The organism is Microcoleus sp. bin38.metabat.b11b12b14.051 (assembly GCF_013299165.1).
GTDB lineage: Bacteria > Cyanobacteriota > Cyanobacteriia > Cyanobacteriales > Microcoleaceae > Microcoleus.
In genome coordinates, this window is the sequence record NZ_JAAFKD010000003.1 from 17,492 (window position 1) to 43,975 (window position 26,484).

The 26,484-nt window shown below is 46.0% G+C and carries 22 protein-coding genes and 1 riboswitch; of the genes, 13 read left to right on the forward strand and 9 right to left on the reverse strand.

Annotation, left to right across the window (positions count from 1 at the left end):
* Window positions 1-222: 222 nt before the first annotated feature.
* The 3 genes from QZW47_RS04510 to QZW47_RS04520 all read right to left on the reverse strand — a co-directional run bounded on the left by QZW47_RS04510 (window position 223) and on the right by QZW47_RS04520 (window position 2,011).
* The gene (locus QZW47_RS04510) at window positions 223-720 is read right to left on the reverse strand and encodes a transposase (RefSeq protein ID WP_293124463.1); all 498 of its coding nucleotides are present in this window, start codon (window positions 718-720) and stop codon (window positions 223-225) included.
* Window positions 721-987: 267 nt separating this feature from the next.
* Window positions 988-1,677 carry an alternative oxidase gene (locus QZW47_RS04515; protein WP_293124465.1) on the reverse strand — a complete coding sequence of 230 codons (690 nt, stop codon included), beginning with the start codon at window positions 1,675-1,677 and terminating at the stop codon, window positions 988-990.
* A 52-nt stretch (window positions 1,678-1,729) separates the two neighbouring features.
* A complete protein-coding gene (locus QZW47_RS04520) occupies window positions 1,730-2,011 on the reverse strand; it encodes a hexameric tyrosine-coordinated heme protein (RefSeq protein ID WP_293124467.1) in 282 nt (93 codons plus the stop codon).
* A gap of 728 nt (window positions 2,012-2,739) precedes the next feature.
* On the opposite strand from QZW47_RS04520, the gene QZW47_RS04525 reads away from it, so the two are divergent.
* Window positions 2,740-4,227: a DUF3370 domain-containing protein gene (locus QZW47_RS04525; RefSeq protein ID WP_293124469.1), complete on the forward strand. Its 1,488-nt coding sequence runs from the start codon at window positions 2,740-2,742 to the stop codon at window positions 4,225-4,227.
* 141 nt (window positions 4,228-4,368) lie between these two features.
* Here QZW47_RS04525 and QZW47_RS04530 read toward each other — a convergent pair whose 3' ends face one another.
* The gene (locus QZW47_RS04530) at window positions 4,369-5,943 is read right to left on the reverse strand and encodes an FAD-dependent oxidoreductase (protein ID WP_293124471.1); all 1,575 of its coding nucleotides are present in this window, start codon (window positions 5,941-5,943) and stop codon (window positions 4,369-4,371) included.
* Window positions 5,944-5,952: 9 nt separating this feature from the next.
* The gene (locus tag QZW47_RS04535) at window positions 5,953-6,246 is read right to left on the reverse strand and encodes a Uma2 family endonuclease (protein WP_366930803.1); all 294 of its coding nucleotides are present in this window, start codon (window positions 6,244-6,246) and stop codon (window positions 5,953-5,955) included.
* Window positions 6,247-6,441: 195 nt separating this feature from the next.
* Window positions 6,442-6,589: riboswitch (cobalamin riboswitch) on the forward strand.
* Between the two features lie 60 nt (window positions 6,590-6,649).
* Between QZW47_RS04535 and QZW47_RS04540 the strand changes: the two genes are divergently transcribed.
* The 6 genes from QZW47_RS04540 (at window position 6,650) to QZW47_RS04565 (ending at window position 14,178) form a co-directional block, all read left to right on the forward strand.
* Complete coding sequence (locus QZW47_RS04540; RefSeq protein ID WP_293125049.1) at window positions 6,650-7,369, forward strand: energy-coupling factor ABC transporter permease; 720 nt, start codon at window positions 6,650-6,652, stop codon at window positions 7,367-7,369.
* A 3-nt stretch (window positions 7,370-7,372) separates the two neighbouring features.
* On the forward strand, window positions 7,373-7,705 hold the full coding sequence (locus QZW47_RS04545; RefSeq protein ID WP_293124473.1) for an energy-coupling factor ABC transporter substrate-binding protein: 333 nt from the start codon (window positions 7,373-7,375) through the stop codon (window positions 7,703-7,705).
* Window positions 7,702-8,508 carry a cobalt ECF transporter T component CbiQ gene (gene cbiQ, locus QZW47_RS04550; protein WP_293124474.1) on the forward strand — a complete coding sequence of 269 codons (807 nt, stop codon included), beginning with the start codon at window positions 7,702-7,704 and terminating at the stop codon, window positions 8,506-8,508. Before QZW47_RS04545 ends, cbiQ begins: the two co-directional genes overlap by 4 nt.
* 933 nt (window positions 8,509-9,441) lie before the next feature.
* Complete coding sequence (locus tag QZW47_RS04555) at window positions 9,442-10,338, forward strand: DUF2207 domain-containing protein (protein ID WP_293124476.1); 897 nt, start codon at window positions 9,442-9,444, stop codon at window positions 10,336-10,338.
* A gap of 555 nt (window positions 10,339-10,893) precedes the next feature.
* A complete protein-coding gene (locus tag QZW47_RS04560) occupies window positions 10,894-13,002 on the forward strand; it encodes an SPFH domain-containing protein (RefSeq protein WP_293124478.1) in 2,109 nt (702 codons plus the stop codon).
* Between the two features lie 93 nt (window positions 13,003-13,095).
* Window positions 13,096-14,178 carry a leucine-rich repeat protein gene (locus QZW47_RS04565; protein WP_293124480.1) on the forward strand — a complete coding sequence of 361 codons (1,083 nt, stop codon included), beginning with the start codon at window positions 13,096-13,098 and terminating at the stop codon, window positions 14,176-14,178.
* Between the two features lie 14 nt (window positions 14,179-14,192).
* On the opposite strand, the gene QZW47_RS04570 is transcribed toward QZW47_RS04565, so the two are convergent.
* On the reverse strand, window positions 14,193-14,435 hold the full coding sequence (locus QZW47_RS04570; RefSeq protein ID WP_293124482.1) for a hypothetical protein: 243 nt from the start codon (window positions 14,433-14,435) through the stop codon (window positions 14,193-14,195).
* A 109-nt stretch (window positions 14,436-14,544) separates the two neighbouring features.
* Between QZW47_RS04570 and QZW47_RS04575 the strand changes: the two genes are divergently transcribed.
* The 5 genes from QZW47_RS04575 to QZW47_RS04595 all read left to right on the forward strand — a co-directional run bounded on the left by QZW47_RS04575 (window position 14,545) and on the right by QZW47_RS04595 (window position 21,252).
* Window positions 14,545-15,138, forward strand: a complete 594-nt coding sequence (locus QZW47_RS04575; protein WP_293124484.1) for a Uma2 family endonuclease — start codon at window positions 14,545-14,547, stop codon at window positions 15,136-15,138.
* A gap of 275 nt (window positions 15,139-15,413) precedes the next feature.
* Window positions 15,414-16,274, forward strand: a complete 861-nt coding sequence (locus QZW47_RS04580; protein ID WP_293124486.1) for a methyltransferase domain-containing protein — start codon at window positions 15,414-15,416, stop codon at window positions 16,272-16,274.
* A gap of 748 nt (window positions 16,275-17,022) precedes the next feature.
* Entirely contained in the window at window positions 17,023-18,972 is a 1,950-nt protein-coding gene (locus tag QZW47_RS04585; protein ID WP_293124488.1) for a long-chain fatty acid--CoA ligase, read from the forward strand.
* A 375-nt stretch (window positions 18,973-19,347) separates the two neighbouring features.
* Complete coding sequence (locus QZW47_RS04590) at window positions 19,348-19,788, forward strand: YlqD family protein (RefSeq protein ID WP_293124490.1); 441 nt, start codon at window positions 19,348-19,350, stop codon at window positions 19,786-19,788.
* A 177-nt stretch (window positions 19,789-19,965) separates the two neighbouring features.
* Complete coding sequence (locus QZW47_RS04595; RefSeq protein ID WP_293124492.1) at window positions 19,966-21,252, forward strand: dihydrolipoamide acetyltransferase family protein; 1,287 nt, start codon at window positions 19,966-19,968, stop codon at window positions 21,250-21,252.
* A gap of 97 nt (window positions 21,253-21,349) precedes the next feature.
* Here the strand turns inward: QZW47_RS04595 and QZW47_RS04600 are convergent, their stop codons facing one another.
* Complete coding sequence (locus tag QZW47_RS04600; RefSeq protein ID WP_293124495.1) at window positions 21,350-23,482, reverse strand: pentapeptide repeat-containing protein; 2,133 nt, start codon at window positions 23,480-23,482, stop codon at window positions 21,350-21,352.
* A gap of 25 nt (window positions 23,483-23,507) precedes the next feature.
* Window positions 23,508-23,825, reverse strand: a complete 318-nt coding sequence (locus QZW47_RS04605; RefSeq protein ID WP_293124497.1) for a hypothetical protein — start codon at window positions 23,823-23,825, stop codon at window positions 23,508-23,510.
* Between the two features lie 583 nt (window positions 23,826-24,408).
* Here QZW47_RS04605 and QZW47_RS04610 point away from each other — a divergent pair.
* Window positions 24,409-24,858 (forward strand): hypothetical protein, encoded by a 450-nt coding sequence (locus QZW47_RS04610; RefSeq protein ID WP_293124499.1) that lies wholly within the window; start codon window positions 24,409-24,411, stop codon window positions 24,856-24,858.
* 113 nt (window positions 24,859-24,971) lie between these two features.
* Here QZW47_RS04610 and larC read toward each other — a convergent pair whose 3' ends face one another.
* Window positions 24,972-26,414 carry a nickel pincer cofactor biosynthesis protein LarC gene (larC, locus tag QZW47_RS04615; protein WP_293124501.1) on the reverse strand — a complete coding sequence of 481 codons (1,443 nt, stop codon included), beginning with the start codon at window positions 26,412-26,414 and terminating at the stop codon, window positions 24,972-24,974.
* Between the last annotated feature and the right edge of the window lie 70 nt (window positions 26,415-26,484).

Consider the following 26,484-nt stretch of genomic DNA (forward strand, 5'->3'; position numbering starts at 1 on the left):
ATTTTTCTGTTTATTAGCGATCGTCAGTTTTAACATTGCCACGCATTTATATCATGGCATTGATTGAACATTTGCCCCCAGAACTTTGCCGCGTGGTGAGAGTATCACTTCAGAAAAGACTGGCATCGTTGTCCAACAATGGGGACAAAACCAACAAATTTCATGGTGCTGAAGGTGTCGCAGCAAAGGATAAGAACAACAAGGACACTCGTGCATGATATTTCACCTGTTTGATTGATACGGAAAAACAATTTTAGGATCTGCCATATGTCCCAAATAAATATAGGCAGCAGAGCGGAGTACAATTTCGGAATACAGAATCTTTTGAATATCTAAACTCGGCGCACGCTTTGCTGCGAAGTTATAAGCCGCAATTTCTCCCTTCAAGCTGAAGTCGCTATCTGTCAAATAGTGGTCATAATCGTGGATTCCCTGAAAAATAAAGCCATAAATTGGATTAGGATAAACAGCAGAATCGTAACTATCGGCGGATATCCAAAGCTGATATTTCCTAATATCTGCAAACATTTCTTGGGCGTTGTCATAACGCATATAATCTGAAAATTGCAGATTTAAGGGCAATTGATGGAACTCATCCATCAGCCAGTCACAGAGTTGGGCGATGGTTTCATGAGAAATTTCGGCTGGATTGCCTTCCAGGTATAGTTTGGCGAGGGTTTCTACTTGAGATGCGGTTGTCTGTGCTTTCGTGAGAGTCATATCATTACCTCGATCGCCTTGGACTACCTTTACTCTAATAATTCTTGTCAAGAATTTCTATGATCTAGCTCATAGTTGCCAGAGAAAAAGATAAATTGGAGTATAAAAAGTTTTGCTGCGAAGCTGTAGGGTGCGTCGCCCTTAAAAGTATTTCAAAAACAATCACTAATCTAATAGCGACGCACCTGTGCCTGTACTACCACCGTAAAAAGCAATCAACAACTTTTGTTGTGGCAAGACTTTTCAAAGAGCCTAAAAATTCTAGAATCAGCCTGTTTTATCGGAATTGCCAGCTATCAATTCAAAAACCGTATGGGGACTTTTAAAGGTTTGCCGTGCTTCGGGTTCTTGGAGTGCCACCATTGTTTTTACGTGTTCGCGTTCGTCATCACGGATATTCACGAATACGTCGTATAGATCATCTACCTTGGGACGGCGAAATTGATGATTTGATGTAGTCTGAACTTCGTCAAACATATAGAGATCGCCATCGCGATAGAAGTTGATTGCGACTTGGGGAGCAGGTTGAGTTTTCAGCGCCACTTCATTGATTTTCAAGTATTCATCATAGGTGTGGTAGGCATGATCTTCAATCAACTCCATGAGGTAGTAGGCGTACTTGGGAAACAGCATATAGAGCAGTACGACGACCCAGTAGTACGCAAATGCGATGTGTTGAGCGATCGCGCGATCGATCCACAGCCGATCGCCTCCGAGTGATTCCATAATCAACAAATGATGTAATTCGTTCCAGGTTTCAGCAAAGTGAATTTTCAACAAGTCAGCTTTGCGCCAATAACCCAGTGTCTCGTAGAGATGCAGCACTGAGACATAGGAAAAATAAGGCACGCGGGCGATCGTTTCGAGTACATAAAACCGAGCGTAGGAGCGATCGCCATACACGACATCCACAATAAACACGAAAAAACTGACGATTAATTGAATTAAAGCTTTCATGGTATATTCCTCCAAAATCTGAACACATTATTGATCTAACGATTTTGAAATACTACTTCCGCCAGTAGTTATTGGCAGCAGCGATTGTGGAAAACTCTGTCGCAACTGTCTGCCCAACTGCAATTAGCATCATGGCATCATTGCCATAAACATCTCGCAGTTGTAACCGTTTCGCTTCATCCGGCTGAGTCATTTTGATAATCAGACGCGCCATTTTCACGGCTAAGTGCCGCCCCTCTTCAGGCGTTTCGGTTAACAGCGAATTATTTGGGATTAGGGTGATTTCAGGTGGTGCTGCTACGGGTGTATGGATTGAAACTGTTTCGCTATTCATGGCAATATCTGCTTTGATGTGTTGAGAGAGATTGGACAGTTCATCTGTTTTGATTATGCAAGAGGATTCCCATTGCTTCTATGAGCTAGCTCATATAGCAGTTGACAGTTGACAGTGGACAGTTGACAGTTGCATAACGGGAATCAAACCATTGATGCAGTACGGTATCAGCTCTATTCATGAAGTTATTTATGTCCTCACCGATGTGGCGGTTGCCATATTTGAAATTATTGATCATCGATCGCGCGATCGGCTGTAAACTTCGGTGCATCTCACTTTTGAAGAGGGCGAAGCATGACCGCATATAAGTTATTAGTTATAATCCCATATTGACGGAGGTCATGCTTCGCCCCTACAAACATATTTGCCTTCATTGAGATGCACCCGTGAACTTCCTGTTAAATCTTGTGATCTATTGATTTCCTTAGTCTGCAACTGTCAACTGTCAACTGTCAACTGTCCACTGGTATACATCTAGTTGAGCGCGACTGATGGCAGCCTGAACTGCATCCGCATCGAATACATCTGCGATCGCAGGTTCCACACCTTATTCAGCTAAAGTCTCTGCTTTTTCTGGAGAACGGGTTTCCCTGCATTTCCCGTCAGCAACCGGGTTTCTCGCCTTTGCTGAGTCAGTCGTGAATTGGTCGATCGGTCTAATTACCCATAAAATTCACAGCAAATCGCCAAATTGCCCAAAAATATCAACCAACTTGTGGTAAAGTTTTGTGTCGATTGCTTTGCGTCAAGGCAATCTGCAAGTTCAGTTAAACGCGCTCACAGCTATGTTTTTGTTACCGATTCTACCCTTAGCTCAGGCAATCCCGACACGTCCCGCCCGAGAACTGATCATCCAGCCAGAAGTCCCGCTACCCGAAAACGAACTGGATTTGCCACCGCAGCCAAGCAGCAGCCCGCTGAAAACTGTGACAATGCCCCAGCAAGTGCGCGTTTTGCCTGGACAACTCGACAACATCCCCGTTTTTAATAGCAATAGCCCAGAAGTTGTGCAAACCGAAGGCATTTTGCTCTCGACATTTCCGCAGTCAGCAAAACAAGTACCTGCTGCACATTTAAACTTTGCATTCAAAGGCAGATTTGATATCTTCGCCCACCACATTGCTAAAGCTAAAAATCGTGCCGAAACTCGCACCTTATTTCAAGGGATTATTGTCTACAATCCCAACTCCGAACCTGTTACTTTAAATATATTGCAAGGAGCAACTTATTTAACTCGGCCGGATGCTTTGTTTGTCGATTTGCCGTCGTATTTAGAAAATCGATTCGGTACTGTGTTTGCGGGGCCTGGCAGCCGCATCACCAGCGATGTGTTGCGGGGGTACAGACAAAGCATTTTGCCGGCTGCGATCGAGATTCCGGCGAATCAGAGCCGAATGCTGATGAATTTGCCGATACCTGTGGGCAATGTCACGCCTGCTTCCAACGGGCGATCGACTTTGATGCGAGTGTCGAGCAGCAATTCGGTTTATGTGGCTAGTTTGGCGATGTTTGCTCCTCAAACTAAAGAAGGAGTCGAACAATATCCGACTTTAGAACAGTGGGAAAATATTTTAAACACCAAAGGTTTAGCGGGGCCGAGAGATTTGGCTCCCACTCCCACAGGCGAAAATCCGCTGCAAAAAATTTACGGGCGCGTGGCTGGAGTCGCTGAAGGTTCCCAATGGCAAGCTAAAATTACTGACAATACGAGAACCGATTATTTAACTGTTCCCAAGCGCGGCGAGTCATTTTCCTATGCTTTGAGCACTACGGATACTGGTACTTTTGGGACTGGTCAAGTTCAAAGTGCTAAAATGTTAGCTCGGTATCCCGATACTGCTTATTTTGCTCACGGTAATTACGGAATTCAATACAATTTAACTTTTCCGCTTTATAACAAATCTCGCGAGTCGCAATCTGTGAGCATTAGAATGCAAACACCGATTAAGGCAAATACAGAATCGGCGGGATTGATGTTTTACGATCCGCCGGAAAATAGGATATTTTTCCGAGGTACGGTGCGGGTGATGTTTAATGATGATTCGGGCAAAACTTTGACGCGCTACATTCACATTGTGCAGCGCCGGGGACAGCAGGGGGAAGCTTTGGTGAATGTGAATATGAAGCCGGGGGAACGCCGTTTGGTTCAGGTGGATTTCTTGTATCCGCCGGATGCGACGCCTCCGCAAGTTTTGACTGTGCGATCGAGTAATTAGCGGTTAGTCAAAGGTTCGATCGGGCTAAAGTTCAATGACTCCGAAAGTTTGAGTCAAGCTGTGATTCAATCAGGGAGCGGAAGGGAGTCCGCACTACCAACGTGGATGCGGACTTGCTTTGCTGAGTGCTCCCGCTGGATATTATGCAATGGCGTCGGCACCTACAAGAGTCTCGAATTGTGCTAATAGCGTTCCATCAGTATTGTTGTTAACTCCAAAAATTTTAGGTAATTGATTTGTTTGGGCGAGAACTTGTCTCACTTCTCGGTTAGATATATCTGCTAGATTTTTGTTATTTAAAATAGCATTAACGGCGGCGATACCGATACCTTGACCAACTGCGGCGTTGAATTCTACAATTCTGCCGACAGAACACGCAAACCCTTCAAATCCAGAGCAGGGACTGACAACTGCCAGGTTAGGAATGTTTTTTATCAATGCGTGGCGGATGCCAATATTGAAGGTTGGCTGTTTGAAACTCAGGCTTTTAAACCACCCCAGACTGTTTGCTTTATCGCCAAGGCTCGGAATGCCTCCCCGAACATCAAAATGATAGCTAAATGTGCCGAGTGCCTCATTAGCAGGTACGCCACCAAGCAGCATTTGTGCGCCGGTTAAAGGTTCTACAACTCCCGTCACGTTCCCGGCGTGTCTGATATAAAGTTCTGAGGCAGAAGTAACAGAAGTAGCTCCCAAACTCTTCAGCCAAGTTGCTACAGATAGCATCTCTCTTTGCATATTAGCTGTGGGTTTGCTGCCGCTTCTGGCTAAGGCTTCTGCTTCGCTGCCGGTGACTGCAAATAACAGCGCGTTCCACGACAGTCTATCATCGGGAAGTATGGCGATATTTCCCTCATCTAAAATTATGCCGGTTTCAGGAAAAGATAGCTTTCTGCCTCTAAACGAGTGGTATGCTACAGACAGTGCGGGCGATCGCACATCGATGTAATCGTTCCCCGCCCACAGAGTTTTGAGGTTTCCTCTGGTGTCGATCATTTCCTGGCGCAGTTGTTCTGCTAGTTTGGCATCTTTACCCGCAGCGGCTAGCAAAAATTTTTGAGCCTCGGAATCAGCAAGGTTTGTGAAGCGTTTTAGATAAAGGTAATCGAGTTCTTTCAGTCTTCTGACACTGAGTCCTTGGGTTTCAAAAACTAGGGTGACAGGAAGTTCTGAGTTAGGCAAACCAAAGGTTTCAAATCCATTCAGCTTTCGCACACCTGCCGCTTGAGCTAATTCGCCATTGACAGTGGCATCAATAAATTGTTTGGCTGCATAAACTGTCCCTGTCGAGGTAATTATGCTAGAAATTTTTTTGCCTTCTTTATTAACTGATTTAATTTCTACTTTGCTGAGGATTGCGACTCCTGCTTGTACCAGCATTGCTTTCAGCGCTGGACTGGCTTTGCGGGGGTCAAGGGCGATCGCGCTGACACCGGATTTTTGCAGGAGTTCTTGATAGATTGTCGGCGGTGAACCGAAGGTATCTAAATTTAAAGATTGTTGCAGTTGTTGACTGATTTGACTTCTATCTAAATAAGCGAGTCCACCTCTGACTAAATGCCCGCCAATTCCTTCTTGCAAGCTTCCTTTAGACATCAGCAAAACTCGCGGATAAAGGTTTGTCCGGCGGCGGTATTCTCGGGCGGCTGAGATAACGGCTAGAACTCCTGGAACTTCATCACCAAAGCAAATGATGTCGTAAGAACGCAAATTCATTAGCATTATTTAATTACCTCTGGCGATCGCCATTTTTGCGATAGGACGCAATTCCTCCCGAGAAAACCGTTTTACTCCTAAACTCAAGAAGGCATCAGGCACAATAGCAGGTTTTTTTGGGTGATGGTAAAGACCCATATCTATGCCAAAAAACCAGTCCATGCGTTCTGCCCAAAGTATGAGCAATATTGCTTTTAGCAATCCTGGAATTAATTCTTGAAGTTCGTTATCCACTGGTGTTTCGTCTGAGTCTGGTAGTTCGTCGGCTGAGGGCCAGTGCTTCGGAAAGTTGTAATCTAACATGGTGGTTGTCCTCAAAACTCATTGATATTATAGCATTGAGTTGTTTAGCTATAATTTTGAATTGTGTGAAGATTTTAACGAACCTCGAAGGCGCGAAGGACGCGAAGGAAGAGAAGGAAGAAGATAGGCGATATTGAGTTATTTAATCTGAAATAATTTTTGTAAAATATCGGTTGAGAGTTGCGCGATCGACTAAACTATATCTAACCAGTCGGTTCTAATGGGGAACAGCCGTTAGAGGAAAGGGGGAAAGTTCGGTGCAAGTCCGGCGCTGTCCCGCAACTGTAATGAAAGTCTTGTTGCTTTCTGAGTCAGGATGCCCGCCGATGCGTTAGTTTAGATTGTCTCATCTGCGAGGTTCAGTGTGAAGGCCAGAAATCGGAAATTGGTCAGCTTGGGATTGATGGCTGGCTTGAGTTGTTATCTTGTCCTAGCATCGGCAACACCGGCCGCAGCTATGCACATTTCGGAAGGTTTTTTGCCGGTGCAATGGGCGGCGTTTTGGTGGATGGTGGCGCTGCCTTTTTTTGTATTCGGTTTGCGATCGATCGCCCAAATTACCAAAGAACACCCGGAACTTAAATTATTACTTGCTTTGGCGGGTGCGTTTACTTTTGTGCTTTCTGCGTTGAAAATTCCTTCGGTAACGGGGAGTTGCTCTCACCCAACGGGTACAGGTTTGGGTGCAATTTTGTTCGGCCCTTCGGTGATGGCTGTATTGGGGGCTTTAGTGCTGTTGTTTCAAACATTACTGCTAGCCCACGGCGGCTTGACAACGTTGGGCGCTAATATGTTTTCGATGGCGATTGTCGGGCCTTTTGCTGCATATTTTATCTATCGATTGCTGTTGCGAACTGGCAGTCAGCGGGCGGCAATTTTTGGTGCGGCGGCTTTGGCAGATTTGCTGACTTATCTGACGACTTCGATACAATTAGCGTTAGCTTTTCCGGCAGCAACTGGCGGTTTTATGACTTCATTTCTCAAGTTTGCTGGCATCTTTGCAATTACTCAAGTTCCTCTGGCGATCGCTGAGGGATTGCTGACTGTATTGGTCTGGAATTGGCTACATTCTTACGGAAAGCCGGAGTTGGAAACTTTGAAATTATTGAGACAGGAGTCATAAATTGTGAATCAAAAACCTACCAAAAATCAGCAAGCTACTTCGCAACAAAATTGGCTGTTAGCGGTTGCAGTGATTGTTCTGGCAGCATTTCCTCTTATTTTTGTCCGGGGTGAATACGGCGGTACGGATGACCAAGCTAAGAAAGCAATTACCGAAATTCAACCGGGTTATAAACCTTGGTTCAATCACTTATTTGAGCCTGCTAGCAGCGAAATCTCCAGTCTATTGTTTGCGTCTCAAGCAGCGATGGGGGCGGGCGTAGTTGGCTACGTGATTGGGTTGTATAAAGGCCGATCGCAATCTGGGCAACAATCTGACAAGAAATCCTCGGAATGAACCATCAGATTGATAGTCTGGCTTATACAAATCGCTTACGGGGGTTGCCGCCAGCTCACAAACTATCATTTGCGATCGCCCTATTAATCCTGTCTCTAGTTTCCCATGTCGCGGTGCAGTTGTCGATCGCCCTTTGGTTGACAATCTGGATCGTTGTTTATGCAGGAATTCCCGCGAAACTCTATCTGCGCTTGCTGTTGCTACCGCTGATGTTTTTGCTGACGAGTGTGCCGGCGTTGGCGATTGGTGCGGTTGCGGGCGATCGAATTCCGACAATTCAATGGGATATTTGGGAAGGTTGGGGGATTAACATCGGCAGTTTTTATCTGTATGTGAGTCGTATTGGCATATATCAGGTGAGTTTATTGTTAGCGCGCGCGATCGCATCCACAAGCTGTATGTACTTCATCCTGTTGACAGTCCCATTTACCGAAATCTTGCAAATCCTCCGCAAACTAAGGTGTCCAGAGTTAGTCACAGAACTGCTATTACTAATGTATCGCTTTATTTTTAGCTTATTGGCGATCGCAGATGAAATTTGGATCGCCCAAAACTCCCGATGTGGCTATCGCACTTGGAAATTAGGAATGCACAGTTTAGGCATTTTAATCGGGCAATTATTGCAACGAACATTAGTAAACTACCGTCAAGTTTCCCTTAGTTTAGCCTCGCGTGGCTTCAACGGAGAATTGCGCGTTTGGAATTCCAACCCTTACAAACCTTCGCGCAGATACACATTTGAAGCTGTATTTGGCTGCACGGTTTTAACCCTGTTAAGTATTGTCAGGATACCCGGCGGTTGAAACCGCGGCGACACAAACAAAACCTGCCTCCGCAGGTTGAAGAATCCGCGGTTGAAATCATCTTATTTTCTTGAGTCCGCGGAGGCGGACATTGTTTATGTAGACGCGGTTTAAACCGCCGTGTCATCTGCACGGTTTTAACCCTGTTAAGTATTGTCAGGATACCCGGCGGTTGAAACCGCGGCGACACAAACAAAACCTGCCTCCGCAGGTTGAAGAATCCGCGGTTTTAACCGCATCTATACAAACACTCACGTGCTTCTGCAGGTTGAAGAATTGACCATTAAAATCATGTTTCTTTCTTGAGTCCGCGGAGGCGGACATTGTTTATGTAGACGCGGTTTAAACCGCCGTGTTATCTGCACGGTTTTAACCCTGTTAAGTATTGTCAGGATACCCGGCGGTTGAAACCGCGGCGACACAAACAAAACCTGCCTCCGCAGGTTGAAGAATCCGCGGTTTTAACCGCATCTATACAAACCAAACCTGCTTTCGCAGGTTGAAGAATTGACCATTAAAATCATGTTTTTTTCTTGAGTCCGCGGAGGCGGACATTGTTTGACAAGATGCGGTTTCAACCGCCGTGTCATCTCGGACATTGTTTATGTAGACGCGGTTTGAAACCATACGTCCGATCTTTCTTTCGTCCGCGGAGGCGGACATTGTTTGTGTAGACGCGGTTTTAACCGCCGTGTCATCTCCGACATTGTTTGACAAGACGCGGTTTCAACCGTACATCCCATCTTTCTTTCGTCCGCGGAGGCGGACATTGTTTGTGTAGACGCGGTTTCAACCGCCGTCTCATTTCGGACATCGTTTGTGTAGACTTATCAATATGACTTTTATGAACTAAACAAATGATTTTTATGAATTGACCTGACCAGAAACCTATTGAATAATAGTAATCAATAGCTGTTCAGTAGGAATCATTTTATGAACAAAAGGCAACTCCAAAAAATACTTTATTTCTGCACCACCTTATTGACCATATTTCTAGTCACAGTCACTCATGTAGCCGCTCAAGAAGTACCATTCTACTGGGAAAATATTAACGTCATCATCGACGTTCAGACCAACGGAGATATGTTAGTTACCGAAACCCAAAAATATGTATTCACAGCCGACTACAATACTGAACGATATCGCTATATTCCTTTAGGCAAAGTCGATGAGATTAAAGATGTCACCGTTGCCGAAAACAATCAAATCATTGCCAGTACCACCGGGATTGATGAAAACAATCAACTTTGGATTCGTTGGCAACATCAATTAAAAGCACCAGAATCACATACTTTTGTCCTAAAATATCGAGTAATAGGTGGATTGCAACTAGATGGTCAGGATACTCAAGTTTATTGGAAAGCCATTTCATCCGGTCGCAAAGCCCCGATTAATACTGCCAAAGTTAGAGTTCAATTACCAGAAGCTTTGTCAGGTAAAGTTGTCTCGTTTAAAAACTTTGGTACGCCAGCTAGTCCTAGCCAAGTAGATGGTAAAACTTATGAATTTGTCGCAAGTCAGCCTGTCCTACCGGAACAAGAATTAGAAGTGCAGATCGCATTTCCCCAGCCAATTCTTAATGTGCCTCAACCTCGCTGGCAAAAAACTGGCAACCAATCTCAATCTTCTTCGGAAGGAAGAGGTTTTCCTATAAGCTTTGCTCCTTTTCTAGCACTGTTAGTCTTGCTTTTCTTGAGCCATGACAGTAGCAGTGGCGGTGTTTATAACAGTGGCGGTGGCGGTGGTGGTGATGATAGTGGTGGCGGCGGTGGCGGTGGCGGTGGCGGCGGCGGTGGTGGTGGTGGCGGTGGCGGTGGTGGCGGTGGTTGATATCCACGGAAATTACGCATCACAACCAAAGAAACCGGGTTTTTACTTAATCTGTGGTTTGTAATTAAGTATTGTCGCAAAAAACCCGGTTTCTGGCCACCCGCGCATCCACAACTATTGTTGATAATTCTCGTATTCTCGTTGGTTTAGCGGGCAATATTTGCATAAAGCCGATTCCCTACGGGATAGCTACGCCGATCGCACAATCTGTCCAAAAGTGCGATCGCCTTTCATTTATAACATTGGGCGAGAGATATCTTATATCATGTCCGGTCAATTACCATAACAAAAAGGGTTCGTAGTACGGACTTCAGTCCGCAGCATGAGAGCGGACTGAAGTCCGCACTACAAACCTTACTTATTGCGCCACCAGACATGATATCTCGCTAATTTTTGAGTACAATAATTCGCAATTTATGACAAAAGATTTTATAAATATGACTTTTATGAACTAAACCAATGACTTTTATGAATTGACACTCAAATAAATTAGTTTAATACTTATCTTAGTTAACAAATTTTCCGTACATCCTAGCTTAAATTAGGTAGAAAAATATGACTAAATTAACAGGTTGGTTCCGCAAACTTTTACCCCTAACACTATCTGTAGCAACCACGATCGCAACAGCCGGCGCGATCGCCCCACCAGCATCCGCTCAAACCAATCCACCACCGCCCCAACCCCAACAAGTCCAAGTACCCCAGAATGAAGGAATAGGCATCCCGATGTGGATCTATCCCGTTGGAGGACTTGTAGTATTTTTTATGTTCATACCTAAGATTGGCTGGATTTTGGGGTTAATTGCGATCGGCGAACGAGAAGTCGGAATTGTCACCAAGAAATTTTCCAGTAAAAACTTGCCATCCAGTAGATTAATTGCTCTCGATGGTGAAGGAGGTTTGCAAGCAGACACCCTTCCTCCAGGCTGGCATTTTGGTTATTTTCCCTGGCAATATAGCATTAAAAAAGAACCAGTTGTAGTCGTTCCTCAAGATGAAATCGGTTTAATTATTGCCAATGACGGAGCCACCATTCCTCCCGATCGCATTTTAGGTACAGTCGTCGATTGCGACAATTTCCAAAATGCCCGCAAATTCCTCACCAACGGCGGAGAAAAAGGACGGCAGCTAGCTGTAATCACCACGGGTACTTATCGGATCAATACAGCTATATTTGAAGTCATCACTTCAGCCAATGCTGCTCAAAAGGGTATGGAGCCGTGGGAATTTGAAGTATACAAACTTGCTCCAGATCGTGTGGGAATTGTGACCATACTAGACGGAGTTCCCATTGATGAAGGTGAAATCGCCGGCCCGATAATTCCCGGTCACAACAATTTCCAAAAAGCGCAATCTTTTATCAAAGGTGGCGGTCGCAGGGGCTTGCAAGAACAGATAATTCTATCGGGTTCGTGGAACCTCAATCCTTGGTTTGTGCAAGTGGAACAGGTAGAGATGACCGAAGTGCCGATCGGTTATGTAGGTGTAGTAATTTCCTTTGTCGGCGCATCGCAAAAAGATGTAAGTGGGGAGGCTTTTACTCACGGAAATCTCGTCACCAAAGGTAATAAAGGTGTATGGGTAGAACCGCTGTATCCAGGCAAACATCCCGTCAATACAAAAGTGATGAAAGTAGAACTTGTTCCCACAACCGATGTAGTTTTAAACTTCACATCACGGTTTAGTGGAGAACATGGCTATGACTCTAAGTTAAGTGCGATGAGATTGCTTTCTTTTGATGGATTTGGCTTTGAATTAGAAATTTTCCAAATCATTCATGTCGGCACTTTAGATGCACCGAGAGTGATTTCGCGGCAAGGTTCTATGCAGAATCTAATCGACCAAGTGCTGCGTCCAATTGTCGGTAATTACTTCCGAAATTCGGCTCAAGAATATACCATACTTGATTTTTTGATCGCGCGGAGCGATCGCCAAGCAGAAGCCGGGGAACACGTGCGCCAAGCCTTGCGCGCCTATGATGTGCAAGCAGTGGACACGCTGATCGGTGTGATTTCGCCACCAGCGGAGTTAATGCAAACGTTGACCGATCGCAAAATTGCTCAAGAACAAGAGAAAACCTACGAAGCACAGCGCAGTTCAGAGTCTCAGCGTCAAGAATTGGTGCGCGCAACTGCGATCGCCAACATTCAACATGAGGTAGTGGCGGCAGAACAAGGCGTAAAAATTGCTCAATTGACTGCTAGTGCTGCGATCGAACACGCAAGTGGTGAAGCACAAGGAATTCGCTTGATGGGACAAGCAAAAGCCGATGCTTATCAAGTTGGTGTCAGCGCTTTGGGCACCGAGAGTTACACGATGTTACAAGCTATTGGGGCGATCGCAGATGGTAGCGTTCGCGTCGTACCCGATGTCGCAGTCAACGGTAGCGGCGGCGGTGGCGGTTTGCTTGACGGTTTGATGGCCACATTCATGCGGAATGAAACCACCGCCAAAAAAGGAGACCAAGCAGCAAAAATACCTGTACTCAACGGACATAAATCGCAGCCTGTAGTTGTGGAACCTGTAGCCCAATTACCAGCAGCAAAGGTTAATTCCCGATCGGTGAATTCGCCAGATTCTCTGAATCATTTACCAGTTGATAAATTTGAGGTTGTTACCGAGGATGATATTGATTCGCTCTTTGGTGACTTTTCCGATATTTGAGTTAATTTGTGCAGTTTATAGAGAGGACAACCGTCCTCTCTGAAGGCTTTTTGTCTAAAACTTTACTGTTCACGGAATTATAGGTGCAATATTATGAAATTTATGGTCATGCAGAAATACGTGCATTTGTCAAGGTTGATGGTGGTAGTTGCTTTTAGTGCGATCGGTCTATCATCATGCGGAAATATATCTTCTTTGTCATTTCCACAGATACGGGGAAACAAAACATTTGGTGATTGGTGTCGCGAAAAAGATTCTCTGAGTCCTGAAATTAAACATACTGTTGAAGTTTTGTTAGAAAAAGCTGCAACTACTCAGTGCGATGCAGCTAATCAGAAACTTTCGAGTCTCACGGAACTCGACCTCAACAGTAATGAAATCACTGACATCAAACCCTTGCAATCCTTAACGAAACTAACTAAACTTTTAGTCCACAAAAATCAAATCAGCGATCTAAAACCCTTGCAATCCTTGACTAACCTGACTAATCTCGGTCTCAGCGATAATCTAATTAGTGATATCAAACCATTACAATATTTAACCAAGCTGACTAATCTCGGCCTCTACAACAATAAGATCGGTGATATCCAACCATTACAATCTTTGACTAACCTCACTCAACTTGGTCTTGAAAACAATCAAATTAGCGATATCCAATCATTGCAATCCTTAACTAACCTCACTCAACTCGGTCTCATAAAGAATGAAATTACTGACATTAAACCATTGCAATCCTTGACCAATCTAACTACTTTAAATCTCAGTCTAAATGAAATTACTGACATCAAACCATTACAATCCTTGACCAACCTGACTACGCTCGGACTCAGCAACAATAAAATCAGCGATATCAAACCATTGCAATCTTTGACTCAACTTGACTGGATCGAGCTCAGCGATAATCAAATCAGTGATATCAAACCATTGCAATCCTTGACTAAAGTAACTACTCTCATCCTCCGAAATAATCAAATCAGCGACATCAAATACTTACAATCGTTGACTAAACTTAACTGGCTAGAACTTAATGACAATAAAATCAGCGATATCAAACCCTTACAATCCTTGACTAACCTGATGTTATTTCACATCGGTGGAAATCCGATTTCTCCCAAGATTTGCCCGATCAAACCAGAGTCTACCTGCGATTGGGCACACTGGAATCATATGCTCTAACTTGAAACTTCATATTAATCCACCAAATCCATCGCACTTACTTGTTTTACGATCCTAGCATTGTCTGGAAATGCACTATGTGCGATCGCGGCAGAAACGCAACCTGCAAACAAAACATTTGGTGACTGGTGTCGCGAGTATGTTTCTTTGAACCCAGAAGCTAGAAGCACTGTTGAAGTGCTTTTTTCGTTCCCAGGTTCTGCCTGGGAATACTTATCTGGATGCAGATCATCCAAACAATATCGTAATATCCACATTGCCGAATTCTTGAATAAGTCTTAGCTCAAATATTTATGAAATTTCACATTTAATTATAAAAAATCTTATGATAAACTGGAATCAGTCGATTAAAGGAGACCGTTGTGTATGATCGCGCAAGTTGAAACGAAAACCTACACGGCTGAAGAATATCTAGAATTGGAAATCAATTCTGAAGAGCGACATGAGTTTATCAATGGGGAGATAATTCTGATGGCAGGTGGCACACCAGATCATAGTGAAATTACTACTAATTTAGTTTTTGCGCTGAAACTGGCGTTAAAAGGCCAACCATATCGGACTTTTAGTTCCGATCAGCGGCTTTGGGTTCCGCAACTTAATAATTATACTTATCCAGATGTGATCGTTGTGGCGAAACCGATCGAGTTGCAATCGGGACGCAATGATACAATTACCAATCCTGTGCTGATTGCAGAAGTTCTTTCTAAAAGTACCAAAGCTTATGATCGCGATGAAAAGTTTGCGGCTTATCGTAGTATTCCGAGTTTTCAGGAGTATTTATTAATCGATCAATATCGGTTACAGGTGCAGCAATACTCTAAAACTGATGGAAATAAGTGGATTTTTTCGGAATATAGCTGTGCGGGCGATCGAGTTTCATTAACTTCTATTTCTGTGGAATTTTCGGTGGGAGATTTGTATGAAAATATTGAGTTTGACGTTATGCCAAATCCGGCTTAAATATCTATTTTAGTCTTTGATGTTTTATACCATTTTTCTAAAGTAGTGTTATACAATAACCCCCCCAACCCCCCCGATGCTTTGGGGGGGCTAAGAGTTCATCTCTAGAAAATCTTTATAAAATTGGTATTATTCGATCGCACTTCGACGGTAAAATTATATCAATTTGTGGCAACAGTTGGCAATTTAGGCACTTCAGTGTTATTAACATATATGCAAGCGCTGGGAAGAATTTTAATCCTCCCGGAAATCCTCAATTGTATCGAATTTTCTCAATGCCGAACTCAAAATCAATTTCTATTTCCAAAGTCACTCGCTACCAAAATGCAGCGCTGAATTACTATTTGGGGCTGACAGATTCGCCATACCTTCATTACGGCTATTGGCAAACTCTACCCGTGCCTGCTGAGGAACTCACGATCGCGCGTTTACGCAAGGCTCAGCAAGCTTATACTGATAAATTGTTAGATTTTATCCCCAAAGACATCAAGACGGTGCTGGATGTAGGGTGCGGGATTGGGGGAAATGCGGCTTATTTGCTCGATCGAGCTTTTGCAGTCGAAGGACTCGCACCCGATCCGTTCCAACAACAGCGGTTTCTCAAGTGTACAGGCGATCGGGCAATCTTCCACCTCACCAAATTTGAAGACTTCAAAGCCACCCACTCCTACGATTTGGTTCTGTTTAGCGAAAGCAGTCAATATATGTCTGCTGTCGATATAGCCCAAGGTGCTGCGGCTGTCCTCAATCCCGGAGGCTACGTACTGCTTGCCGATATGATGCGCTCTAATCCTAACTATACAGAGGGAATGTTTTCTAACTGTCATCTTGTCACCGAGCTTAACACAGCATTGTTGCAAGCTGGATTTACGTTAGTAAAAACTGAGGATATTTCCACTCATATTTTACCGACAATTGACCTCTATGTCGATACTTTCCGCAGGTATGGACTGAACACAATGATTTATGTTGCGGACTTGATTTCGATCGCAGTTCCGCCAATCCACAAATTACTGCGCTGGATATTTCGGCGCTGGTTTAAGAAGTTAGTAGTTGAAGGATTGGAAGCCAGTCAACTTTTTGAGCGGCATCTTTGTTATGAAATTCAACTTTGGCAGTTAACGAAAACTGAATGAAGCACATCTCCTGAAACCCAAATATTCAAAATAGTTGGGCTGCTAATTGGGCCGCCCAACACATATCTCGCCCTGCTCGCCCAACCACGCCATAAAGTCGGGTAGCCTGGATTTGAATTTAAAATTATGAAAAAAAAACTACCACTCGCGAGCTACTGATTGCCAAAATTGCGATGATTCAATTGCTGATTAAACAAGCGCGGTAGCAAAGGAATTTCAAGATCGTGTCCGGTAGATATAACGCAATAAGTAAGGTTCGTAGTGCGGACTTTAGTCCGCAGATGAAGAGCGGACTAAAGTCCGCACTACGAACTATCATTGTTATGGTAATCTACCGGATACGCTCTAACATATAATACGGCCCTGGGGTAAAAATTTATGAAAAATAAACTTGGCGATTGCTTTCATAAAATATCGCTAACGAAGAGCGTTCCTCGCAATGACAGTATTAAGTGAAATTTATTGATTTATACAATTAATTTTACGAATCTGACTATTTTTTGGAAGATTTTCAGAAGCGCACCAGAGAATATGAGTATTTTTCTGTTCCCAGAGTGCCGGAAAATTGTCTAAATCTCTTTGTCAGGACTTACGCATCAAGACCAAAAAACCCGGTTTCTGGCCATCCGTGCGTAAGTCCTATTTGTTTGGGTAGAAGGCGATGATGTAGAAGGCTATTATTCAGAAGCCTAGAGATGCTAAATTCACATCCAATACTTCGATCGCCCACAACTGACAAAACATACCTATGAACCACCCTGCACCTGACGCCCCGTCTCAAATGAGCGACATTGAACGCGCCAACCTCAGCCACCTGATCGATTACAGTTCCATTCGATCGATACCAGAAATTTGGGCGATCGTCAAACAGCGATTTCCCCAAACCGTGGCCCTCCACGATCCCCACAGCAAACCCGAAATCAAACTCACCTACACCGACCTCTACCAACAAATCCAGCAATTCGCCAGCGGCTTGCAGGCCCTCGGCATCAATCCAAACCCAGCAGAAACAATCCCTCCCCGCGTCGCCCTCTTCGCCGACAACAGCCCCCGCTGGCTGATAGCAGACCAAGGAATCATGACCGCCGGGGCCGCCAACGCCGTTCGAGGCGCCACCGCCGACCCCCAAGAACTCCTCTACATCATCCAAGACAGCGGCAGTACCGCCTTAATAGTCGAAAACCTGGCATTACTCCAAAAACTCCAACATCGTCTCCCCGATTTGCCGATCGAACTCATCGTCCTCCTCTCCGACGAAGAACCGCCAACCAACACAACTCTCAACACAGTTAAATTTTCCCAAGTCATGGCCTCGGGCGCCAACAACCCCTTAAAACCCGCCAACCACAACCAGCAAACCCTCGCCACCCTCCTCTACACCAGCGGTACCACCGGCAAACCCAAAGGCGTCATCCTGACCCACGGCAACCTGCTGCACCAAATCACCACTTTCGGCACAATTTTGCAACCCCAACCGGGCGACTCCGCCCTCAGCATCCTGCCCAGTTGGCACGCCTACGAACGCACAGTCGAATACTTCCTGCTTTCCCAAGGCTGCACGCAAATCTACACCAATATTCGGTATTTCAAACAAGACTTTAAAACTTGCAAACCCCAGTACATGGTAAGCGTTCCGCGCATCTGGGAATCGATTTACGAGGCAGTACAAAAGCAATTTAGGGAACAGCCACCCAATAAACAAAAACTGGTAAATTTCCTGTTGTCTGCCAGCCAGCAATACATCGAGGCGCGCCGCATTTTTCAAGGATTAACTCTCAATTTAAAACCTGCTTCTGCTTCCCAAAAACTGATCGCCCGCATCAAAAGCATTCTGTTGTTTCCCGTACACGCCCTTGCCGAAAAACTGGTTTACCAAAAAGTCCGGGAAGCTACGGGAGGACGTTTTAAGTGGGCGATTAGCGGCGGCGGTTCTTTGGCCGCGCATTTAGACAACTTCTTTGAAATAGCAAATATCGGTTTGTTGGTGGGATATGGTTTAACCGAAACATCCCCAGTTTTGACAGTCCGCCGTCCTTGGCACAATCTTAAAGGTTCTGCCGGACAACCGATCGCCCATACCGAAATTAAAATAGTTGACCCCGAAACGAAACAGCAACTGCCAACTGGCCAGCGCGGTTTAGTTTTGGGACGCGGGCCGCAAATCATGCAGGGCTACTATCTCAATCCCCAGGCTACGGCCAAAGCCATAGACTCCGAGGGCTGGTTCGACACCGGCGATTTGGGTTGGCTGACTCCGGGAAACGACTTAGTTTTGACTGGGCGCGCCAAAGATACGATCGTCCTTAGCAACGGCGAAAACATCGAACCGCAGCCGATCGAAGACGCCTGCGCGCGCAGCCCATACATCGACCAAATTATGGTAGTTGGCCAAGACCAGAGATCGATCGGCGCCTTGATTGTCCCTAATTCTGAAGCTGTGCAGAAATGGGCAGAAACTCAGAATCCGCCAATACACGAAATTGACTGGAATAGCAAGACAATTCAAGACTTATTCCGCCAAGAATTGAACCGCGAGGTGCAAAATCGCCCCGGATACCGTGCCGACGATCGGATTGGCCCGTTCCGGTTGATTCAGGAGCCGTTTTCGATGGAAAATGGAATGTTGACCCAGACGCTGAAAATTAAGCGCCCGGTTGTGACGGAACACTACCGCGATATGATTGACGGGATGTTTTGAAAATATTCGCTGGACTTGGGGAATGGAAAAGCAAAAATTATCCCAACACCCGAGTCCCCATTGGTGTCAACTTAAGCCTGAAAACCTTTGTATCTCTCGTTTATAGCAGAGGCCAGATCCCCCTCGCATCCCCCTTAATAAGGGGAGTAGGGGTTGACTTTGAGAAGATTCTTATCCCCCCCTTAATAAGGGGGGGCTAGGGGGGATCTGGCCTGAATCGCCAGACAGAAGACTGATAATAGGTTTGACGTTAAGTTGATATCAATACCCGAGTCCCGAGTCCGAGTCCTGAGTCATTAGGAAATATTGCTCAACTAACTAATGACTAATGGCTAATGACTAATTCCTACTTCGCAATTGACAAGCAACAACTTTATGGAAGCACAATTACTCTTGAAGCGATCGATTAACGTTAAAGTCGTCGTTACTCCCCGCTGGAAAGAAGAAGCTCAACAGCAACTCCAAGCCCAAATCAATCAAATAGATTCTCAGCTACAACAGCTAGAAATGCAAGGGCAGCGGATGGTTTCTGAAATTCAAAAGCAAAACCTGCAACCCCCCGGGCCGCAAGTAATGCAGCAAATAGAAAACATTCAAATGCAGGTGAATCAAAAAAAGAGCGAACTGCTAGAACAGAAAAACCAAAACCTGCAACAGCTTCAGCAAGTGCAGGTGCTAGACCTCGAACAAGAAGTCAGTCAAGGTCAAATTGACGGCACGTTCACCGTCGGGTTGGGAGAAAACTTGATTCAAAAAATGCAAGTAGAAGTTCTGCTCCGCGACGGCATCGTTGAAGAAATTCGAGGTGATATTTAGAAATTAGAAATTGGTAATTGGTAATTGGTAATTGCTAATTGGTAGATAATTTTGAGTTAATAGTCACACATCTTCGGACTAGAGGCTGGCATAATAATAATTATTGCCAATTGCCGATCGCCAATTATCAATTCCCAAATACCGATGGCCAATTAAACTCACAAGGACTTTTTACAGATGATTCGCGAAGTTTTCATGCCAGCCCTGAGCTCTACCATGACAGAGGGCAAAATTGTTTCCTGGGTCAAATCCGCCGGAGACAAAGTAGAAAAAGGCGAAACCGTAGTCGTAGTTGAATCCGACAAAGCCGACATGGATGTCGAGTCTTTCTACGAAGGCTATCTAGCAATAATTATTGTACCAGCAGGCGAAGTTGCGACCGTCGGAGCTGCGATCGCCCTGGTAGCAGAAACAGAAGCCGAAATCGCCGCCGCCCAAAAACAAGGAGCCGCAGCCCCAGCAGCCGCAGCCCCAGCAGCCCCAGTCCCCGCTCCTGTCGCAGCAACCGCATCAGTGGGTTTGCAGCAAAACGTCAGCCGCCAAAACGGGCGCAGCATCGTTTCTCCCCGCGCTCGCAAGTTAGCCAAAGAATTTAAAGTAGATTTGAATTCGATCAAAGGCAGCGGCCCCAACGGTCGGATTGTGGCAGAAGATGTCGAAGCAGCCGCCGGTAAAGCCCAACCCGCCCCGGTTCAGCAACCCGTAACAGTTCCCGCAGCACCAGCACCCGCAGCAGCCGCACCCGCAGCAGCCAAACCCGCACCCGCACCAATCCCAGCGGTAGCGCTTTCCGGTAACAGAGTACCGATGAATGCGCTGCAAAATGCGGTAGTTCGCAATATGGAAGCAAGTTTGAGCGTGCCGTGTTTCCGCGTCGGCTACACAATTACTACCGATAATCTCGACAAACTCTACAAACAAATTAAGTCAAAAGGCGTCACAATGACGGCTTTGCTGGCTAAAGCAGTAGCTGTAACTTTACAAAAACATCCTCTGCTGAATGCTTGTTATGTAGAGTCCGGAATTCAACACCGGGCTGATATTAATGTGGCGGTAGCGGTGGCCATGGACGGCGGCGGTTTGATTACGCCGGTGTTGCAAAATGCCGATCGCCTCGATATCTATTCGCTCTCCCGCACTTGGAAGGATTTAGTCGATCGCTCCCGCGCCAAACAGCTAAAACCTGACGAATACACCACGGGAACTTTTACTCTTTCCAATCTGGGAATGTACGGAGTAGATAAGTTTGACGCGATTTTGCCGCCAAATCAAGGCTCGATTTTGGCGATCGGCTCTTCGCGGCAGCAAGTCGTAGCTAACGAGGAAGGCTTGATGGGAGTGAAGCGGCAAATGCAAGTGAATATTACTTGCGATCACCGAATTATTTACGGTGCTGACGCTGCATCTTTCTTGCAAGATTTAGCCAAATTGATTGAAACAAATCCTCAATCTTTGACGCTTTAATCAGGACTCGCATTCCTGACTACAAACAAATAGGTTCGTAGTGAGGACTTTAGTCCTTCTCGGGATGCGGACTAAAGTCCTCACTACAAACCAACCCTTAATTTTTTGGCGGACACTTCGGATGAATCCCGCCCTGCAAACAAATGTAAGCAATTTGACTTTGATCTAAATTCTTAGCCTCAGCAAAATTAATACCTTGGAATCGACCTGATTTGCTACCGGGCGGACTTTGAATAAACTGCTCCGCAGTCGCCTTCCCCTGAAACACAGCGCCTTGAAAATTCGCTCCCGCTAAATTTGCGCCCCGAAAATCGACCGAACTCACGTCCGCATTCTGCAAATTAGCATCTTGCAACCGAGCATCTTTTAAATTAGCGTTAGCCAGTTTAGCCGAACTAAAATCGGCATTTTGTAAGTTAGCGCCGCTCAAATCTGCACCGGACAAATCTGCACCTTGCCATTCCGATTTAGACAAATTTGTCGAGGACAACTGAGTACCTTGAGCCTTGACTTTACCCAAACGCGCACTTGACAAATTTGCTCCCGAAAAATTCGCGCTGCCGATATCTGCACCCGTAAAAATTGCCTCTTTTAACATGGCTTGCTGCAAAAAAGCCCCGATTAAAAGACTGTTGCTAAGATTAGCTCCATTCAAATTGCCGTTTGACAAATTAGCTTTGTTCAGGATAGCACGCACAAAAGTAGTGCGGTACATGACAGCACTGTTCAAAGATGCTCCCGTTAAATTTGCTCCCTCAAAATTAGCTTCGCTTAAGTCAGAAATCCAATCGTCAAAGGTTCCCGGACGCCTGTCTTCTCCGGTACCATAAAAGCGAATTCCCTGCAAGTTAGCATTGGTTAAATTGCTTTTTCTCAGCTTAATTCCCGATAAGTCAACTTTGTCTAATACTAAAGTAAACTGACCCGAGCCGGCAGGACTTTGACTTAAATCTGTGCGGCTGAGATCGACGCCGTTGAGCTGGCCGCTATACACTGTGAGAATTTTGCCGATCGCCCTTTGCACTGTTCGCTGGCGGGTCGCCGCTAACTCGCGTTCCGGCGCCTTTCCCCCGTAGCGCAGGGATTCGAGATCGTTGCTAAGAGCTTGATTCAACCGCTGCAAATCAGGCAAAGCCTTGGGCCCGGTACTGACTAAAGCTTGCTGGATCGCATCCAGCATCGCCTTGCTGTCTTCTTGAGCCAGCAAATCGGCTAACAGCGGTACGGCGCGGGAGTCTTCCACCGCCCCCAAAGCCAAAATTGCCGATCGCCTCCCCGAGGTGCCGCTAGCCGAAGTCGGAGACAATTTACTCACTAAAGCCACAAATAATTCGTCATTCCGCTGGCGGGAATCGCGCAAATTTGCTTGACTTTGAGTGTAAATCAGAGTGCCGACAAACAAAGCCAAAATCAATCCCGCGCTGCCGGTAGTAACTATTACCAAAGTTGTGCCGGGGTGCTGGCGAATCCAATTCCACAAACTAGGCTCTTGCTTCACGTCGGTTTCCGGAGTCAAAACCAAAGCAGCAATCTGCGCGTCTTCCTCAGTCCATTCTTGACTTTTGACAGGATTGGAAGACAGTTGGCCCGATCGAGCATAGACGACCAAAGTATTAGCGAGGCGATCGTGTCCCGATTGCCGTTTGTAGCGCAGTGCCAAAGCGCCATCTGCCAGCACTGACAAGCCGCTCAACGCCCCTAAAATAATTAAATCCGGAAACGCCCCAGACAAGCGCCAAATGCCGTAAGCGATGCCCAGAGGCACTCCCCAGCGCCCTAAAATTTCGCGAATTAGCACTCGCCCAAAACCCGGAGGATGGCCCGATGTTGTGACAACTTTCACCCCAAACCAGCGTTTCGGGAGAGTTTGACCGGTTCTGGCGAGCAAAAACAACTGCCACGCCACTAAAGCTGCCGGTGCCAGCAGCGCCCCCGACCACAATAGATTAGTTAGGGGTGCAACTCTGGGGTTGCGATCGCGCACCGGTATGCCCAAAACACGGGCGACGCTTTCCGATGCTGCTGCTACTGAGGAATTGAGGGGTACCGTTGGAGATTCCTGATTCACCAATGCGCCGATGCTGAAGGGAACGAGGGCACTGGCCACCAGAAAGGAAATTTCAACAGCAAAGGTGCCGCACCGGCGAACCAGCAGTGGCATTTGCTGGGATTGTCTCTGCCAAGACGGATCGGGTTGATTAATACCACCGGGTGCGGTTGGGCCAGCCATATTGATAATTTCCTATTTTTAGTCGTTAGTGATGGGACGAATCTGGAGATATTGCCAATTTATACGCTATGTAGATTAGCACTCCCAGAACCGCAAGAGTCATCAGGGCGGAAATTAGCTGTACGATGCTATTGAAGACTGTCAGGACAACGATCGCTCCGACGGCAAAAACTGCCACCTGCCCCGGTTTGGGCAGTCTTTGAAACTTGTCTAAAAATTGATTGTAGAACGTGCCGACAGCTTGATAGCTGTCGGGATTTTGTTGGACGAGGGGCGATCGTTCTAGTTTAGCTTTGAGTTCTGCGATCGCCTGCTGCCAATTGAAGTTATTTTGAGGATTCATAAAATTCAGTAGTTAAGTCATTAGTCATCAGTCATCAGTCATCAGTCATCAGGTAGAAGGCAGAAGACATACACAGCAAGCTTGTTACGGATCTGTATTTTACATTTAATTAAGTGGATTTACTTAGTTTAGATTAATGTGTTTGGAACCGCAATTATCATCTATCGTCTAAAGAACTAGGACTAAACGTCATTGTGTGAGGAAATGTCAGTAACTCAGCCCTAAAGGGACTGAGCTTGTAAGAGAAATCGAGCAAGCTGTGCTGACCAGACCCCTCGATCACGAGGAGCCGTTATTTAGGTCACGACACTCCTTGAATGCGACGCCAGTTTTTCGCTCTGTCATCTGCAATTAAACAGTTTTAAAGTCACTGAAACAGTGTTGCAGGTCTAACAAGCCTTTATAACCAGGTCTGCACGAACATTACCCCGCAAGGGAGAAAGGAGACCACAATATCTCCATTGGAGGGGCAACCATACCCCTCCAACCCCGCAAGGGGGTTCACGGGGACTGAAGTCCCCCGTGTCGTTTCCCTCTCCGAGGCTCAAGCCACGCTGGTTTCCCACTTACCGAGTTTTTTTTTATGAAGATACACTGTGCGGGCGATCGCGGCAAACGGTGGTTTAGTGCGATCGTCACCCTAGCCTTGGCAATGATTTTAGCGGATGCCGGAGCCCTTCGGAGCCAACCGCTACAAATTGCCCCCGGATTTCCCGAACCGCTGAGCGTTTCCGGCGTTTCCGGCGGCCCGAACAATAGCGGCGACTGCGGTTTCGTCGCCCCAGGGCCGAACCACGTCATCGAAGTAACGCAGGATTTACCTTACTGGCGAATTGCAGTAAAAACAGCAGGAGCGCCTAGTTTGATGATTCAGGGGCCGAGGGGTCGTTTCTGCGTCCTACCAGCGAATGCTGCTGCGGGTAATGTAGAATTTTCAGGTTATGGGGACAAGGGAACTTACGTGATTTTTGTGGGCGATCGATCGCAAGCCCAACACCCTTACTCTCTCTCTATTTCCCAAAAGCGCAACTAACAGTAAAACTGGACGATCGGCACGGGAGTTTACCCTCCGAAGCTTTCCTACCAACCGCCAACTGTCAACTGTCAACTGTCAACTGTCAACTACCAACTGTCAACTGTCAACTGTCAACTGTCAACTGCTCGATTGCGATCGTACCAAATTTGCAGCGCCAACCGATGAACTTCACGCCAACTAACATTTTTCACGCGGGCAATTTCCGCACAATCTTCGTACTCCGGCTGCACATTAACAATCGTTTCTCCAGACTTAGCAACTTTTATTTGCACGTCGCCATACTCAGTTTGAACTTTGGCGATTTCTCGCTCCAAAATAGTTCTCTGTTGAGTCGATCGCCTAATTCCCAAAGTAGTAGTCTCCCGAAACATCACAGCCTCGCAAGCATCCTGAAATTCGGGATGACAAATAGCAGTTAACAAAACCCCCAACCGCGACTTTTTCATCACAATTGGCGTAGTAAAAACATCCAGAGCTCCGGCGAGAAACAAAGCATCAAAAACATAGCCGATCGCCTGCGGATTCAAATCATCAATTTGCGTTTCCAAAACACAGATTGTTTCCTGCGAATTGGCGATCGGTAATTGTAAATTGGTAATTGGTAATTGGTAATTACTTGACTTTTCCCCTCTTCCTTCTTCCTTCTCCTCTCTTCCTTCTTCCTTCTTCCCTCTTCCTTCTTCCTTCCTACCAATCCAGAGGCGCAAAATATTAGGAATTACTAGATTTCGCGAACCCGCACCCAAACCGATCGCCTGAATCTGCATCGATGGTGGCGGGCCAAAAGCAGAAGCGAGAGTACAAGCGATCGCAGTACCCGTAGGAGTGCACAACTCGCGATCGATCCCATTGCTATAAACCGGCACTCCATGAGTTTCCCACAACCGCATCACAGCAGGCGTGGGCACAGCTAACTTGCCATGTGCAGCCTTCACCGTACCCCCACCAGTCGGCATCGGCGAAAAGTAAAACTCCTGAATATCCAACCAATCCAAACCCAAACAAGTACCGACAATATCAATAATTGCATCCGTAGCCCCCACCTCGTGAAAGTGAACCTCGCTTGGGGGAATACCATGTACGGCAGCCTCTGCATCTGCTAATTTGCCAAATACGCTCAAACTCCACGCTTCCACGCGCGGAGGCAATTTTGCAGAGACAATGATTTGCTCAATTTGGGGCAAATGGCGGTGATGGCTGTGGCTAATTTCGGCATCTGCTTCGCCGTGACTGTGAGAATGTTCTTCCCCGTGGTGATGGTGGTGGCGCGCATCGAAAGTCGGCGATTCCGTTTCCGAGGGATCGAGGGCGGAGTCAGCAGCCAGATTGTTTGATTTTAAGGGCAAATCTCCTGTTAAATCGACATAAAATTTAGTTGCTTGTTGAGTATTGCGGTGGACTAATTGGGCCCGCAATTGGTACTCAGTCGAAATGCCTAGTAAATCTAGTTTTTCGATTAGGTAGTCTAAGGGAACACCAGCGTGTACAAGAGCTCCTAGGCACATATCGCCAGCAATGCCGGTAGGACAGTCAAAATAAGCTATTTTATTCATTATTAACAATTAATTTTCAACATTGATTGTTTTAGCACATTTGTCGATCGCCCACTTAGCCTGCAATACC

Excerpts from the sequence above, each read along its gene's own strand:
- QZW47_RS04510 (WP_293124463.1), bottom strand. The coding sequence starts at position 720 with ATGACTCTCACGAAAGCACAGACAACCGCATCTCAAGTAGAAACCCTC.
- QZW47_RS04515 (WP_293124465.1), bottom strand. The coding sequence starts at position 1,677 with ATGAAAGCTTTAATTCAATTAATCGTCAGTTTTTTCGTGTTTATTGTG.
- QZW47_RS04520 (WP_293124467.1), bottom strand. The coding sequence starts at position 2,011 with ATGAATAGCGAAACAGTTTCAATCCATACACCCGTAGCAGCACCACCT.
- QZW47_RS04530 (WP_293124471.1), bottom strand. The coding sequence starts at position 5,943 with ATGAATTTGCGTTCTTACGACATCATTTGCTTTGGTGATGAAGTTCCA.
- QZW47_RS04535 (WP_366930803.1), bottom strand. The coding sequence starts at position 6,246 with ATGTTAGATTACAACTTTCCGAAGCACTGGCCCTCAGCCGACGAACTA.
- QZW47_RS04540 (WP_293125049.1), top strand. The coding sequence starts at position 6,650 with ATGGCTGGCTTGAGTTGTTATCTTGTCCTAGCATCGGCAACACCGGCC.
- cbiQ (WP_293124474.1), top strand. The coding sequence starts at position 7,702 with ATGAACCATCAGATTGATAGTCTGGCTTATACAAATCGCTTACGGGGG.
- QZW47_RS04555 (WP_293124476.1), top strand. The coding sequence starts at position 9,442 with ATGAACAAAAGGCAACTCCAAAAAATACTTTATTTCTGCACCACCTTA.
- QZW47_RS04560 (WP_293124478.1), top strand. The coding sequence starts at position 10,894 with ATGACTAAATTAACAGGTTGGTTCCGCAAACTTTTACCCCTAACACTA.
- QZW47_RS04565 (WP_293124480.1), top strand. The coding sequence starts at position 13,096 with ATGAAATTTATGGTCATGCAGAAATACGTGCATTTGTCAAGGTTGATG.
- QZW47_RS04570 (WP_293124482.1), bottom strand. The coding sequence starts at position 14,435 with ATGTGGATATTACGATATTGTTTGGATGATCTGCATCCAGATAAGTAT.
- QZW47_RS04575 (WP_293124484.1), top strand. The coding sequence starts at position 14,545 with ATGATCGCGCAAGTTGAAACGAAAACCTACACGGCTGAAGAATATCTA.
- QZW47_RS04580 (WP_293124486.1), top strand. The coding sequence starts at position 15,414 with ATGCCGAACTCAAAATCAATTTCTATTTCCAAAGTCACTCGCTACCAA.
- QZW47_RS04585 (WP_293124488.1), top strand. The coding sequence starts at position 17,023 with ATGAACCACCCTGCACCTGACGCCCCGTCTCAAATGAGCGACATTGAA.
- QZW47_RS04590 (WP_293124490.1), top strand. The coding sequence starts at position 19,348 with ATGGAAGCACAATTACTCTTGAAGCGATCGATTAACGTTAAAGTCGTC.
- QZW47_RS04595 (WP_293124492.1), top strand. The coding sequence starts at position 19,966 with ATGATTCGCGAAGTTTTCATGCCAGCCCTGAGCTCTACCATGACAGAG.
- QZW47_RS04600 (WP_293124495.1), bottom strand. The coding sequence starts at position 23,482 with ATGGCTGGCCCAACCGCACCCGGTGGTATTAATCAACCCGATCCGTCT.
- QZW47_RS04605 (WP_293124497.1), bottom strand. The coding sequence starts at position 23,825 with ATGAATCCTCAAAATAACTTCAATTGGCAGCAGGCGATCGCAGAACTC.
- QZW47_RS04610 (WP_293124499.1), top strand. The coding sequence starts at position 24,409 with ATGAAGATACACTGTGCGGGCGATCGCGGCAAACGGTGGTTTAGTGCG.
- larC (WP_293124501.1), bottom strand. The coding sequence starts at position 26,414 with ATGAATAAAATAGCTTATTTTGACTGTCCTACCGGCATTGCTGGCGAT.